13 protein-coding genes are annotated in these 13,029 nt (G+C 66.3%); 4 read left to right on the top strand and 9 right to left on the bottom strand.

Annotated elements, in window-relative coordinates; genetic code table 11:
- Positions 1-3: 3 nt before the first annotated feature.
- The 9 genes from PV781_RS02495 to PV781_RS02455 all read right to left on the bottom strand — a co-directional run bounded on the left by PV781_RS02495 (position 4) and on the right by PV781_RS02455 (position 9,253).
- Positions 4-2,067, bottom strand: coding sequence for a hydantoinase/oxoprolinase family protein (locus PV781_RS02495; RefSeq protein WP_274774038.1), 2,064 nt, complete (start codon positions 2,065-2,067; stop codon positions 4-6).
- Between the two features lie 3 nt (positions 2,068-2,070).
- Positions 2,071-3,003 (bottom strand): IclR family transcriptional regulator, encoded by a 933-nt coding sequence (locus PV781_RS02490; RefSeq protein ID WP_274774156.1) that lies wholly within the window; start codon positions 3,001-3,003, stop codon positions 2,071-2,073.
- A 376-nt stretch (positions 3,004-3,379) separates the two neighbouring features.
- Positions 3,380-3,712 (bottom strand): nitrile hydratase accessory protein, encoded by a 333-nt coding sequence (locus PV781_RS02485; protein ID WP_274774037.1) that lies wholly within the window; start codon positions 3,710-3,712, stop codon positions 3,380-3,382.
- A 1-nt stretch (position 3,713) separates the two neighbouring features.
- On the bottom strand, positions 3,714-4,376 hold the full coding sequence (gene nthB, locus PV781_RS02480) for a nitrile hydratase subunit beta (protein ID WP_274774036.1): 663 nt from the start codon (positions 4,374-4,376) through the stop codon (positions 3,714-3,716).
- Complete coding sequence (gene nthA / locus PV781_RS02475) at positions 4,373-5,041, bottom strand: nitrile hydratase subunit alpha (RefSeq protein ID WP_274774035.1); 669 nt, start codon at positions 5,039-5,041, stop codon at positions 4,373-4,375. The genes nthB and nthA overlap by 4 nt, the downstream gene beginning before the upstream one ends.
- Before the next feature lie 117 nt (positions 5,042-5,158).
- The gene (locus PV781_RS02470; protein WP_274774034.1) at positions 5,159-6,409 is read right to left on the bottom strand and encodes a M20 family metallo-hydrolase; all 1,251 of its coding nucleotides are present in this window, start codon (positions 6,407-6,409) and stop codon (positions 5,159-5,161) included.
- Complete coding sequence (locus tag PV781_RS02465) at positions 6,406-7,287, bottom strand: alpha/beta fold hydrolase (RefSeq protein ID WP_274774033.1); 882 nt, start codon at positions 7,285-7,287, stop codon at positions 6,406-6,408. Before PV781_RS02465 ends, PV781_RS02470 begins: the two co-directional genes overlap by 4 nt.
- An 11-nt stretch (positions 7,288-7,298) precedes the next feature.
- On the bottom strand, positions 7,299-8,081 hold the full coding sequence (locus PV781_RS02460; protein WP_274774032.1) for an SDR family oxidoreductase: 783 nt from the start codon (positions 8,079-8,081) through the stop codon (positions 7,299-7,301).
- 38 nt (positions 8,082-8,119) lie between these two features.
- Positions 8,120-9,253: a pyridoxal phosphate-dependent aminotransferase gene (locus PV781_RS02455; RefSeq protein ID WP_274774031.1), complete on the bottom strand. Its 1,134-nt coding sequence runs from the start codon at positions 9,251-9,253 to the stop codon at positions 8,120-8,122.
- A gap of 235 nt (positions 9,254-9,488) precedes the next feature.
- Here PV781_RS02455 and PV781_RS02450 point away from each other — a divergent pair, with 235 nt between their 5' ends.
- The 4 genes from PV781_RS02450 to PV781_RS02435 are packed head-to-tail and all read left to right on the top strand — an operon-like array spanning position 9,489 to position 13,029.
- A complete protein-coding gene (locus PV781_RS02450; protein ID WP_274774030.1) occupies positions 9,489-10,583 on the top strand; it encodes an ABC transporter substrate-binding protein in 1,095 nt (364 codons plus the stop codon).
- Between the two features lie 25 nt (positions 10,584-10,608).
- Positions 10,609-11,469 carry an ABC transporter ATP-binding protein gene (locus PV781_RS02445; protein WP_274774029.1) on the top strand — a complete coding sequence of 287 codons (861 nt, stop codon included), beginning with the start codon at positions 10,609-10,611 and terminating at the stop codon, positions 11,467-11,469.
- Between the two features lie 8 nt (positions 11,470-11,477).
- The gene (locus tag PV781_RS02440; RefSeq protein WP_274774028.1) at positions 11,478-12,302 is read left to right on the top strand and encodes an ABC transporter permease; all 825 of its coding nucleotides are present in this window, start codon (positions 11,478-11,480) and stop codon (positions 12,300-12,302) included.
- Positions 12,303-12,315: 13 nt separating this feature from the next.
- Positions 12,316-13,029: a GntR family transcriptional regulator gene (locus PV781_RS02435; RefSeq protein WP_274774027.1), complete on the top strand. Its 714-nt coding sequence runs from the start codon at positions 12,316-12,318 to the stop codon at positions 13,027-13,029.

Here is a 13,029-nt window from a genome sequence, read left to right as displayed (position 1 = left end):
TCCTCAATTCTTCGTGGCGACGATGCAGCCGAAGCGGTCGATGGTGGCGGTCCAGCCGGGCGGGATGGCGGTGGTGGTCTCCCGCTCCTCGATGATGGCGGGGCCGCTGACGCTCTGGCCGACGGCGAGGGTGGAGCGCTCATAGACGGCGGCGTCCTGGTTGTCGGTCCAGGCATGCACCTTGCGGTGGGTCTTGGGGGTGCCGAGGCCTTCCGAGACGCGGGCCGCCGGATGGAAGGGCACCACTGGGCCGCGCGCGGTGATGCGCCAGGTGACGATCTCCACCGGCACATGGTCCGGATTCACGCCATAGAGGTGGCGATAGGCGCCGGCGAACAGCTTGGCGATGGCGGCGGTGTCGCGGGTCTCGCGGGGGTCGGCCTCGAAGGTAACGGTGACCTCGTGCTGCTGGCCGAGATAGCGCATGTCGGCGCCGATCAGGAGCGACACGTCGGCGGGCAGGCACCCCGCCTCGTGCAGGGCGGCGCGCCCTTCCGCCTCCAGGTCGCCCAGGATGCGGTCCACGCGGCTCCAGTCGATGTCGTCCAGAAGCGTCAGGTCCGAGCGCACCAGATCGAGCCGCACGGGCGTCACCAGCGTGCCGAACGCAGACAGGACGCTGGATTGCGGCGGGACGATCACCGCCGTGCTCTGGAGCAGTTCCGCTACCCCGCAGGCATGGAGCGGGCCGGCGCCACCGAAGGCGAAGAGCGGCAGGCCGCGATAGTCCACGCCCCGGTCGGTGGCATGGGTGCGGGCGGCGGAGGCCATGGCCTCGGTGACGATGCGATAGATGCCGCGCGCGGCCTGCACGGCCGGCACCTGCAGGTCCGCGCCAAGCCGGCCCATGGCAGCATCGGCGGCGGCGGTGTCGAGGGGCATGTCGCCGCCGAGGAAGTTTTCCGCGTCGATGAGGCCCAGCACCAGGTCTGCATCGGTGACGGTGGCATTGCGCCCGCCGCGCCCATAGCAGGCCGGGCCGGGATTGGAGCCGGCGCTCTCGGGGCCCACCTTCAGCAGGCCGAGATCATCCACATGGGCGATGGAGCCGCCGCCCGCGCCGATCTCGATGAGGTCGATGGAGGGCACAGTGACGGGAAGCCCCGAGCCTTCCTTGAAGCGATAGCGGCGGTCCACCTCGAACAGGCCAGTGACGAGGGGGGTGCGGTTCTCGATCAGGCAGGCCTTGGCGGTGGTGCCGCCCATGTCGAAGCTCATGAGCCGGTCGATGCCCAGCACCTCGGCATAATGGCAGGCGGCGAGCGCCCCGGCCGCCGGGCCGCTCTCGATCATCCGCACCGGATTGCGCCCGGCGGTCTCCGCGCCCACCACGCCGCCGGAGGACAGCATGATGAGCGGCGTGTTGGAAAAGCCCTCGTCCCGCAACCGCTCCGAGAGGCGGCGCAGATAGGGCTGGGAGATGGGCATGGTGTAGGCATTCACCGTCGCGGTGGAGGCGCGCTGATATTCGCGGATCTGCGGCGCCACATCTGATGACGTACAGATGAAGGTGTCGTTCAGCAGGCGCTGCAATTGGCCCGCCACTTTTGCCTCATTGGCGCCATTGGCGAAAGAATTGAGGAAGCAGAGGGCGACGGCCTTCGCGCCCGAGCCGCGGATGGCGTCCGCGAGGGCCGCGATGTCGGCGTCTGTGGGCTCGGAGAGCACCGTGCCGTCGGCAAGCACGCGCTCCTTGATGCCGAAGGTCAGGTGCTCGGGGACCAGCGGCTCGGGAAACTCGATTTGCGGGTCATACATGTCGTAGCGGTGCTCGTTGCGGATGGCGAGCACGTCGCGGAAGCCGTCCGTGACCACGAGGGCGGTGGGAAAGCCTTTGCGCTCGATCAGCGCGTTGGTGACCACGGTGGTGGCATGCACCACCACGCCGTCCACCGCCTCCGCCGACACGCCGGCCTTGGCGAGCACCTGGTCCACGCCCCGGAAGAAGCCTTCCAGCAGATCGTGGTGGGTGGTGAGAGTCTTGTCCACTTGCAGGCGGCCATCGGAATGGCGCAGCACGATGTCGGTGAAAGTGCCGCCAATGTCGACGGCCAGCGAATAGGTCATGGCTCAGCTTCTCCATCCGAGGCTGCGGGAGATGCGCGCGGCAGTGCCGGTGACCTCTGCAACCTGCGTATCGGGGGGATCGGGGGGAATGAATTGCGTGGCGCCGACGATCGCCAGCGAGCCCACGAGGGTGCCGCGATGGTCGAAAATGGGGGCGGCCAGCGTGTTGACGCCGGTCAACACCTCGTCCGGAGCGGTGGACCATCCCCTCTGGCGCACGCGGATGACTTCGCTCCGCAACGCGTCGGGATCAGTGAGGGTGTGGGGGGTCCAGTTCTTCAACGGCGTCGAGAGAACCTGCGTCAGGAGGTGGTCGTCGCCAAATGCGAGCCAAACCTTGCCGTGGGCGCTGGCGTGAAAATCCAGGCGAGTGCCGGGCCTGGTGGCAAATTCAATGAGGGTGCGGCCTTGCACCAGTTCCAGCACCACCACTTCGCCATCGATCAGGGCGCAGATGGTGACAGCCTGCCCGGTGCGGTCGCGCAGTTCCATCAGTTCAGCGCGGGCGGCGGACAGGACGTCGAAGCGGGCGCGCAACGCTTCGCCCAGGACCATGAGCTTGACGCCCGCATCGTAGCGCCCGGTTTCCGGGTCCTGCCGCACGAAGCCGTGCCGCTGGAGGGTGACGAGGTGGCGATAGACGGTGGCCTTGGAAGCTGAGAAGTGCGCCGCGATCTGGGCCAACGCCAGCGGCCGGCTCTGCATCGCGAGGAATTCAACCATGCGAAGGGCAAGGTCGAGCGTGCTGGTGCCCGTGGCGGACGAGGCAACCGACCCGGAGCCGCTGGCGCGCTCTTCGCCTGAAGTCGCGCCCAGAGACGTGACTGAAGGCGCAGATGTAGCGTCGCGCGGGGCGCGCGTCGTCGAACGTGGAGGCACGTTCCCATCCTCGTATTGGCGCTTCCGGGTGATGTTTCGTTTTGAATAATGAAACATCGTTTTGTTATTTAGACGGTAGAGTGCGTAGGATGGTCGGTCAAGACTGTTTTTCACTTGTGCAGTGCGTGTGAATACTTGTGCCGTGCGGGAGTGTGCGCCGCGTCCACCGCAACCGGCTGCGGCTCTCGGGCGGAGCAAAGGCCGTTCCGGCGGGCGGTCCTGTCTCCGAGCGAGCAAGTCGTGGGCTGATGAGCGCCACACCGGCGCAGGCGCACAAGCGTGCCTTCAGCTTGAAAGAGGCAGAAGCGATCCGGAGCGCCGGTGGGGGAGAGTTCTTCGAGCGATGCCCGATCCAAGGCTCGGTTTCGGGCCGGCAGCCCGCCACCGGCCGAACGCGTCAGGGGGGCAGGTCACGCGCGCCCCGATAGCGTACTCACCCCAGCGCGGGGGGGTGATCCACAATGATGGGCTTGCCGTGAGGCGTCGCACGCGCCGCATGGTCCCAGGCGGTCTGCCAGGAGGCGAGGGCGCCGTGCGTGGTGACGGCGCGTTCCACCAGAAGCCCCTCCAGGGCGGCAAGCCAGGCGTTGTAGTCGGTGGCGCCGTCGCCACGGGTGGCTGCAGCGCCAAGCCGCGCGGCCCATTCGCTCCAGGTGAACAGTCCGGACGAATGAAGTGCCACCACCATGGCAAAGACCTGAGCTTCCCAGGGGGCGGAAAAGACGGGGGCAGCGTCTGGTCCGTCCAGGCAGAGAGGGGCGGGCATGTCAGCTAACGGGTTCAAGATAGCTCTCCCACGCATCGACGGACACCGATGTGCCCGGCTCCGCATCCGGCCCCCAAAGCTCGTTCCCGGAAAAGCGAATCGTGAACAGCCATTGCGGGGCTTCGCCCAGGCCGTGAGCGCTGGTGTCGGGAAAGACGAACACGCCATGCACCATCTCGACCATGCCGGTCTTGCCGCGCGCATAGCGGGGCAGGCGGGTGTGGCCAGCGGGATTGAACACACGCGCACGCACCCGCTCGCCGACCTTGAAGGGCGGGGCGCCTTCGGCGGGACGGGCATAATTGGTGCCGGCCGCAAGGCCCCGCGCGATGGCTGCGCCATCCGGCACGCGGGGCACGGGGAGGGGCGGGGAGGTGATCTCGCCACTCGCCAGCTCGGCGGGCGTCGCAAGGCCCTTCTCCACAAGCATGGCGGCGAGGCCCTTCATCCAGATCTCGTAATAGGACGAGCCCAGATACTCCACCGGTGGCAGACTTTCGCGCAGATAGCGCATGGCATCGATGGTCCAGGCGCCGGTAGCCCCTGCCGCGAGGGTGAGGGCGAACAGGCGCCTCTCCCAGGGGGCATGGAACAGGGGCTCGTTCACCTCCTGCACCACCGGGCCAAAGCCCATCATGCCGCCCAGATCCGCCGCGCCGTTCATGGCTGCGCCGGGCTGAGGGCCAGTCCCGTCCCGATCATGGAATTGCGCGTCACAAGGTCTGCCAGTTGCTCCTCGCCGAGGCCGTCAGTCCCCTCCGGTCGCAGGGGAATCACCAGGTAGCGTGTCTCGGCGGTGGAATCCCACACCCGCACTTCGACGCCCGGCGGCAGGGTAACGCCGAACTCCCCCAGCACCTCGCGAGGCTTCAGCACCACGCGGGAGCGGTAGGCCGGGCTCTTGTACCAGGTGGGCGGCAGGCCGAGAACGGGCCAGGGGTAGCAGGAGCACAGGGTGCATACGACGACGTTATGGACGGTGGGCGTGTTCTCCACCGCCACCATGTGCTCGCCTTGGCGGCCCGTGAAGCCGAACTCGGCAATGGCCGCGGTGGCGTCGCTTAGAAGGCGGGCGCGGTAATCCGGGTCCGCCCAGGCCCGCGCCACCACCCGGGCGCCGTTGCGCGGCCCGACCTTGGTCTCGTAGGTCTCGATGATGACATCAAGGGCAGCGGGGTCCACATAGCCCTTGCCCACCAGGATCGATTCGAGCGCACGCACCCGCAACTCGTTCTGCGACAGGGCGCTGCCATGGTCGTCATCGTGATGATGATCGTGATCATGACTGTGGTCGTGATGGGCGTGATCCGCATGGGGATCGCGATGCATGCGTTCGTCTCCGTTCGGGAGCAGCCCGGAGCCAAGCTTGCGGACAGCGGGCGATTTGCGCCGAAAGAAGACACCATCGCCCGCCCACCGCGCTTCCGCAATGGGAAGGCGTGCGCGTCAGCTCTGCGCCGCCAATGTCCACACCGTATCCGCCAGCACCTTCGTGCCGGCGGTGAGATGCTCAGGTTCCGCCCATTCCGCCGGATTGTGTGAAATGCCGCCCCGACAGGGCACGAAGATCATGCCGGTTGGACAGACATAATGCAGCTGGCGCGAATCGTGGCCGGCTGCCGAATAGACGTCCATACAGGGGATGCCCAAGCTGTGGGCGGCCTCCGCAAGGGCACTGCGCATGGCCGGTGGGAAGGTCAGAGACGGTGAATGCTGGATTTGACGCAAATCCACGGTGCAGGGGCCCTTATGATCCTCCACAAGGCGGCGGATGGCCGCGTCCATTCGATCCACCACGGCATTCTCCGGATGGCGCAGGTCGATGGAAAAGAGCACCGCCTCCGGCACGACGGAGGGTGCGTTGGGCGTCACCTGCATCAGGCCCACGGTCAACAGCGTGTCTTCGGGTTCGAGGGCCGCATCGTCCATGGCAGCGATCATGCGCACGGCGGCCATCAGGGCGTCCCGGCGATCGCGGCGCAGGGCCGTTCCTGCATGGGCGGCTTCGCCCTTCACGGTGACACGATAACGTCGCGTGCCTTGGATGCCGCTGACGATTCCGACGGGGATGCCGGCCAGCTCCAGCTTTGAAGCCTGCTCGATGTGAGGCTCCACATAGGCCGCCAAAGGCAGGCCGAAGGGGCGAAGGGGCACGTCGTCGTCGGCCGCCAGGATGGCGTCGATGGCCTCCCCAACACTCACGCCTTCGGCATCCTTGATGGCGCGCACCACGTCCAGCGCCTTGCTGCCGGTGAACAGGTCTGATCCTGTCATGCCGGGCGCGAAGCGGGAGCCCTCCTCATTGGTCCAGGCCACGACCTCGATGGCCCGCGCGGGCACCTCGCCCCGCTTCACCACCGCCTCCGCCACCTCCAGCGCCGCAAGAACGCCATAGACCCCGTCGAACTTGCCGCCCGTGGGCTGGGAATCGATGTGGGAGCCGGCGAGCACCGGGGGCAATCTGGGATCGCGCCCTTCCAGCCGCAGGAACAGGTTGGCCGCCTGGTCAGTATAGGGCTGTAGGCCGATGGCGCGGCCCCAGGCGATGAGCTGCGCCCGCGCCTGCGCCTCGGTGGCGGAGAGGGCCGGCCGGTCCACGCCGCCGTCAGGGCGCGCGCCGAAGGCGGCGAGCGCCATCAGCCGTGCCCAGAGGCGATCGCCGTCCACGAGGTCGGAGAGGCGGGACGCCATGCTCATTCCGTCCGCATGATCTGGGCGGGGTTGGCGCGGGGATCACGCGGCCCCCAGCGGCCCGCTTCCACCTGGGCGATGAACTCGCCCACCAGGTGATTGAACAAAGCCGGCTCTTCCAGATTGAGCGTGTGGCCGGACTTGGGCAGCACGGCCAGGCCGCAGCGGGGCACCACTTTCTTCAGATAGACGCCCGGCTGAATGCAGTGGTCGTCCTCATCCCCCGTCATCACCAGGAGGGGCACGTCCATGGCACGGAAGTCGGCTTCCAGGTCATAGAGCGAGGGGCGACGCATCTGGACGCCGCGCATTGTGTTGGCGGCGCCCTTCGCATCGTGGCGTCCCAGCCGCTCGGCGAACAGCGCCCAGCCACGCGGATCCTTGTCCTGGAACTGCACGCGGGAGGCCCCCTCCGCATAAGTGGGGGCGAAGTCCGGCGCGCCGCGGGTCTCGAAGTTATGGGCCACCTGCTCGGAGATGCCCTTGAAATAGTCCTCATGGGCTTTTTCGGCGCCATAGCCCGTGCCGGCTGCCACCAGCGACAGAACGCGGCCGGGATGCCGCAGGCCGGCATGGAGGGTGGCAAAGCCCCCCATGGAGAGGCCCACAACATGGGCCTTCTCGATGCCCGCCGCATTCAGCACGTCGATGATGTCATCGGCCGCCCGCGCCTGCGAATAGGCCTCCACATCCGCCGGAATGTCCGAGGGTGCATAGCCACGCGCCGCAAAGGTGATGCACCGATGGCGACGGGCGAAGAAATTGAGCTGCGGCTCCCAGCTCCAATGGCTGCCGCCGAACTCGTGCACGAAGATGATGGGCGTGCCCGAGCCGGCTTCCTCATAGAACAGCTTGAAGCCGTCGCTGGTGGATGCGAATGCCATGGCGTGTGCCTTCAGATGACCGAGCGGCGGGACGCGATGCCGCCATCGACGGTGAAGATGGTGCCCGACGTGTAGCCGGAGCGGTAGGAGGCCAGGAACACGATCAGGTCCGTGACCTCGTGCACATGGGCCGGGCGGCCGAGGGGATAGCGGGTCTGCAATTCCTTGTAGCGGTCCGCATCGCCCAGCCAGTCGGCGGCGCGCTTCTTGAGCATGTTGTAGATGCGGTCGGTATCGACCGGGCCGGGATTGACGCCCACCACGCGGATATTGTCGTCGAGCGAATGGCCGCCCATGGCGCGGGTGAAGGCCATGAGGCTCGCATTACCGGTGGTGCCGGCCACGTAAGCGGGGTCGAACACCTCGCCGCCATTGCCGATATTGTTGATGATGACGCCGCCACCCCGCGCCTTCATGCGGGGATAGATGGCGCGGGTCAGATTGATATAGCCGAAGACCTTCAGCTCCCAGCCCGCGCGCCACTTGGCCTCGTCCACGTCCCACAGCGTGCCGCTGGGGATGACGCCGGCATTGTTCACGAGGATGTCGATGTCGCCGACCGCTTCCACCAGCGTGTCGATGGCGCCGGCCGCCGTCAAATCGAGGGCGTGCGGGGTGACGCAGACGCCGTGAGCTGAGGTGAGCTCCTGCGCCAGCGCAGCCAGCCGATCGCCGGAGCGGGCGACCACGTGCAAATTGCAGCCCTCTTCCGCAAAGGCCCGGGCCAGACCCTCGCCGATCCCCTGAGAGGCGCCGGTGATGAGCACCGTCTTGCCCTTGAGCTTCAAATCCATGTTGGACGTCTTTCCTAAAGCTGTAACCGATATGCCGGTCAGAACAGTTTCACGGCTTCGTTCTGGCCCCGCACCTGCTCGACGAGGCCCGGGAGCAGGTCCACGAGCTCCTCCACCCAAGCGGCGGGCACGGTGGTGCTGATCTTGATGAAACGATCGCCGAAGGTGGGCGTGTGGTAGGCCCCCTGGCGGATCATGATGTCGTGCTTCTGGAAGGCGGCCACCAGCGCATCGGGGCGGATGCCCGCCGCGCCGCATTCCACCACCACGAAATTCCCGTTGGAGGGGAAGACCGGCATGGAGAGGCCGGGGATGCGGTCGACCGCGTCCTTGATGAGCTTCTGGTTGGCCCGCTGGTTGGCGAGGATGCCGGGGAACCACTCCGCCTTGATGCCGAGGCCCGCGAGCGCTGCGCGCTGGGAAAGAATGCTGGAGCCGAGATTGTTGGGCGGGGCATCGGCAAGGCGCGCGATGATCTCAGGCGTGGAGACCACCGCGCCCACCCGCATGCCGGCAAGGCCCAGCCACTTGGAGAAGCTGTAGATGGTCAGCGTGCGCTCCGGATAGACTGCGGCCGCCAGGTGATGCTCATAGGCAAAGTGGCGGTAGGTGCAATCGTGGATCAGGTAGGCGCCTGCCTCCCGTGCCACCGCCGCGATCTCGGCGATTTCCTGTGCGGTGCAGGCCGTGCCGAGCGGATTGTTGGGATCCACCACATAGATGACCTTGGTCTTCGGCGTGATGGCCGCCTTCAGGCGCTCCGGCGCAAGGCGGTAGCCGTATTCCTCGCCATAGATAGGGATCTGCTTGACGCTGGCACCCACGGAGCGGGCAAAGGCCATGGGCCAGTTCCAGGTGGGGTCCGTGGTGATGAACTCGTCGCCCGGCGCAAGCAGGGTGTGGCAAATATGGTAGAGCGAGGCGACGGCGCCGTCCGAGATCAGGGCGCACTGGCCGGACAGCCCGAGATCATCCACCACGCCCTGGCGCAGCGCCTCAAGGCCCGCCGGCGGGGCGTAGATGTGGAATTCCTCGTCCCGGATGCACTTCTCCATGGCCGCGATGACCGCCGGGTGCGGCGTGCCGTGATTGGTGTTCTGCCCCATCCAGCGCAGGCCGGGCGTGTTCACCAGCCGGTCGAAATGGGCGTTCCGGACCTCGAAAGATTGCATATTTGTACACCCCAAATGACTTTTGGCATAATGAAGCGAGAGTTTTGGCTTTCCAAGCGGGAATTTTGCATAAAAATGCGCCGATCGGGCGCGATAAAAATGGCAATCTGGTCAAATTGAATTCAAATTTGAGAAATTGGCATACTGGCGCTTGCGCCTGGCATCGAACGCGGGAATGCTGACCTCACTCGGCGAAAGGCCAACCAGAAGGCCACCATAAAAAGGGGACATCGGGATGCAGATTTCACGTCGTAACGCCCTGAAGGGCCTGGGTGCGGCTCTTGCCGCCGGTGCCACGGGCGGTCTTGCCATGCCTGCCATTGCGCAGGGCACGCGGCAGATTTCCTTCACCACGTCCTGGATCCCGGAAGGGCCGAACCTGTTCGCCTATGTGGCCCGCGACAAGGGCTTCTGGAAGAAGCTGGGGCTCGATGTGAGCGTGGCGCGCGGCTCGGGGTCTGGCGCGGCGGCCCAGGCGGTGAGCGCCGGAACGTTCGACTTCGGCATGGCGGCCACCCCGACGGTGATCGTTCAGGCGGCCAAGAAGCTGCCCATCACCTGCATCGGGCAGGTCAATTACGACGCCCTCATGGGCATCGGCGTTCTCGCGAGCTCGCCCATCAAGAGCCCGAAGGAACTGGAGGGCAAGAAGCTCGGCGCCAGTGTCTCCTCCGGCGAATATCCCTTCCTGCCGCTTTATGCCGAAAAGGCCGGCTTCGACCTCTCAAAGGTCCAGATCGTTCAGGTGGACAGCAAGGTGCGCGAGCGCACTTTGGTTGAAAAGCAGGTGGACGCCATCGCCGCCTTCGCCACCAGCACGGTGCCGTCCCTGGCTTCGCTGGGCACCGATGTGCGCTTCATGCTGTTCTCGCAGGTGGGCATCCAGTTCTATGGCCAGTCGCTGACCACCCAGCCTGCGCGCCTTCAGCAGGACAAGGGGCTCGTGGAGGCGTTCGTTCAAGGCGCCATGGAAGCGATCCGCTTCTCCATGACCAATTTCGACGAAGCCGTGGACATCTTCCTGAAAGCCAATTCGGAAGTGGCCATGTCCTCCACCGGCAAGGAATATGCGCGCATCGGCCTCGGCCTCACCAACCTGACCAATCTGGTGCCCGAGGTTAAGGATCACGGCTTCGGCTGGGCGGACCCGGCCAAGGTGTCCACCATGGCGGACCTGGTGGTGAAATATGCCGCCGGGGCCGGCGCCGAGAAGCCAGATGTGGCGACGCTGTTCACCAACGACTTCGTCGGCAAGCTGAAGCTCTCGCCCGCCGACCTGGCGGCCGCCGAGAAGAGCGCAGCCCCCTATCGCAAGTATATCGGCGCCTGAGGCGCCCGCACGAGGCCACCCATCGATGCTGAATTCGGGAACACGGGAGCAGGGGGCGGCCGTCGAGCCGCCCATCGTCTCGGCCGTCGACGTCCAGAAGACCTATTTCGCCCGGCACACGCCCATTCACGCGGTGGCCTCGGCCTCCCTTGAGGTGGCGCGGGGCGAGTTCGTGTCGCTGCTCGGCCCTTCGGGCTGCGGCAAGTCCACTCTTCTGATGATGATTGCCGGCCTCGAACGCCCCACGGGCGGTTCCATCATGCTCGCGGGGGCACCCATCTCCGCTCCCCGGCGGGACATCGGCATCATCTTCCAGGACGCGACCTTGCTGCCCTGGAAGAGCGTGCTGGACAATGTCCTCTTCCCGATCCGCATCCTCAAGCTGCCCATGGAGCAGTATCGCGAACGCGCCCATGGCCTCCTGAAAATGGTGGGCCTCAGCGGCTTTGAGCACAAGAAGCCCGGCGAACTGTCCGGCGGCATGCGCCAGCGCGTGGCCATCTGCCGGGCGCTGATCCATGACCCGGAAATCCTCTTGATGGACGAGCCCTTCAGCGCGCTCGATGCCATCACCCGCGACCAGATGAATGTGGCGCTCTCGGAGATCCTGGAGACCTATCGCAAGACCGTGGTCTTCGTGACCCACTCCATCCGCGAGGCGGCCTTCCTGTCGGACCGGGTGGTGGTGATGGGCGGGCGTCCCTCTACCATCATCCTCGATATGAAGATGCCGTTCCCGCGCCCGCGCCGCTTCGACATCGAGGAGACGGCCGAATTCTCCCAGGTCTGCCGGCATTTGCGCCTGACCATCGAGGCCGCCCACGGCCATGGTCCCGCCCCGTCGGCCGTCCCCGCCGCTTCGTCCGGCGCAAGCGTGATTGAGTGAGAGCGAATATGGCAAAGGCAATCGGAACGGAGACCGGCGTCGCCCTTCCCGCGGCGCCCGGCCGCTCGGCGGCGATCAGCGGGCTTGGCAGCATCGTCCTGCCGCTGGGTCTGGCCTTTCTCGTCCTGGCGCTCTGGCAGGCCTATGTCACCATCTGGCAGGTGCCGGCGGTGATCCTGCCCTCGCCCGTCTCCATCGCGCGCTACATCTATGAGCGCCATGATCTGCTGCTGATGCATGCGATCCCGACCACCCTGGAATCGGCCGCGGGCTTTCTGCTGGCCCTGGTCCTCGGCGTGGCCATCGCCATCCTCTTGACCTATTCGCCCACCGCCCACCAGGCGCTCTATCCCAACCTGATCTTCTTTCAGCTGATCCCGAAGATCGCTCTGGCGCCGCTCTTCATCATCTGGCTCGGGGTGGGCACGCAGTCGCGCATCGCCTTCTCGGTGTTCATCGCCTTCTTCCCGGTGGTGATCGCCACCACGGCAGGCTTCCAGAGCGTGGACCGGGGCATCGTGCGGCTGTGCCGGTCTTTGACCGCCACCGAGTGGCAGATCTTCACCTCGGTCCGCTTTCCCATGGCGCTGCCGCATATCTTCAGCGGCATGAAGATCGCCATCACGCTGGCCATCATCGGCGTGATCATCGGCGAGTTCATCACCGCCCAGGCGGGCCTTGGCTATCTCATCATCTTCGCAACCGCGCGGGCCGACACGGAGGTGTCCATGGCCGCGATCGTGGTTCTTTGCATCTGCGGCCTGCTCCTGTATGGGCTTGTGGCGCTGGCGGAGATGATCACCAGCAGGTTGTACTCGGTGGAAAGCCGGTGAGGCGCTGATCAGCATGGAGCGTTTGAACGGGGCCCCGCCGAAGGAAGAAACTGGCTCGCTCGCGGTGGGCGTGGTCGCCCGGCTGGAACAGGAGATCCTTAACGGCATCCGAAAGCCGGGGGATCGCCTGGACGAGCGGCAACTGGCCGAGCAGTTCAACATCTCCCGCACCCCCGTGCGCGAGGCGTTGCAGCGGCTGGCGGCGAGCGGTCTCGTGGTGTCGCGGGGACGGCAGGGGCTCCAGGTCTCACAGTTGTCCCTCGCGGATCTTCTGGACGCCTTTTCCGTGGTGGCCGAGCTTGAAGCCTTGGCGTGCCAGCAGGCGGCCCGGCGCATGCAGCCCGAGCAGCGCGCCCGCATGCAGGCCGCACAAGCGGCCTGCGCCAAGGCGGCGGAGGAGGAGGATGTGGAAGCCTTCTACGCGGCGAACCTCGTCTTTCACGAGGCCATCGCGCTCGCCAGCCACAATGCCATCCTGCAAGAGGAACTGCGCCGCCTGACGCTGAAGGTCTCGCCCTACCGGCGCACGACCACCTACCAGCCGGGCCGCATGCATTCCTCCATCCCCGAGCATGAGAATGTCATGAACGCCATCATCCGGGGCGATGGCGCAACCGCGGCGCAGCAGATGCGGGCCCATGTGACGCTGCTGGGGGAGGGATTGTCCGACCTGCTGCACTTCCTGCGCACGTCGGGCAGCGGCTCGCTCATCAAGGACATGGCCTGA

This window comes from Aquabacter sediminis (genome assembly GCF_028863665.1).
Classification (GTDB): domain Bacteria; phylum Pseudomonadota; class Alphaproteobacteria; order Rhizobiales; family Xanthobacteraceae; genus L1I39.
The sequence above is the reverse complement of the archived record's forward strand: the minus strand, read 5'-3'. Positions and strand labels throughout refer to the sequence as shown.

Bases quoted from the DNA above. Each gene is read 5' to 3' on its own strand.
- PV781_RS02495 (WP_274774038.1), bottom strand. From the start codon at position 2,067: ATGACCTATTCGCTGGCCGTCGACATTGGCGGCACTTTCACCGACATC.
- PV781_RS02490 (WP_274774156.1), bottom strand. From the start codon at position 3,003: ATGTTTCATTATTCAAAACGAAACATCACCCGGAAGCGCCAATACGAG.
- PV781_RS02485 (WP_274774037.1), bottom strand. From the start codon at position 3,712: ATGCCCGCCCCTCTCTGCCTGGACGGACCAGACGCTGCCCCCGTCTTT.
- nthB (WP_274774036.1), bottom strand. From the start codon at position 4,376: ATGAACGGCGCGGCGGATCTGGGCGGCATGATGGGCTTTGGCCCGGTG.
- nthA (WP_274774035.1), bottom strand. From the start codon at position 5,041: ATGCATCGCGATCCCCATGCGGATCACGCCCATCACGACCACAGTCAT.
- PV781_RS02470 (WP_274774034.1), bottom strand. From the start codon at position 6,409: ATGAGCATGGCGTCCCGCCTCTCCGACCTCGTGGACGGCGATCGCCTC.
- PV781_RS02465 (WP_274774033.1), bottom strand. From the start codon at position 7,287: ATGGCATTCGCATCCACCAGCGACGGCTTCAAGCTGTTCTATGAGGAA.
- PV781_RS02460 (WP_274774032.1), bottom strand. From the start codon at position 8,081: ATGGATTTGAAGCTCAAGGGCAAGACGGTGCTCATCACCGGCGCCTCT.
- PV781_RS02455 (WP_274774031.1), bottom strand. From the start codon at position 9,253: ATGCAATCTTTCGAGGTCCGGAACGCCCATTTCGACCGGCTGGTGAAC.
- PV781_RS02450 (WP_274774030.1), top strand. From the start codon at position 9,489: ATGCAGATTTCACGTCGTAACGCCCTGAAGGGCCTGGGTGCGGCTCTT.
- PV781_RS02445 (WP_274774029.1), top strand. From the start codon at position 10,609: ATGCTGAATTCGGGAACACGGGAGCAGGGGGCGGCCGTCGAGCCGCCC.
- PV781_RS02440 (WP_274774028.1), top strand. From the start codon at position 11,478: ATGGCAAAGGCAATCGGAACGGAGACCGGCGTCGCCCTTCCCGCGGCG.
- PV781_RS02435 (WP_274774027.1), top strand. From the start codon at position 12,316: ATGGAGCGTTTGAACGGGGCCCCGCCGAAGGAAGAAACTGGCTCGCTC.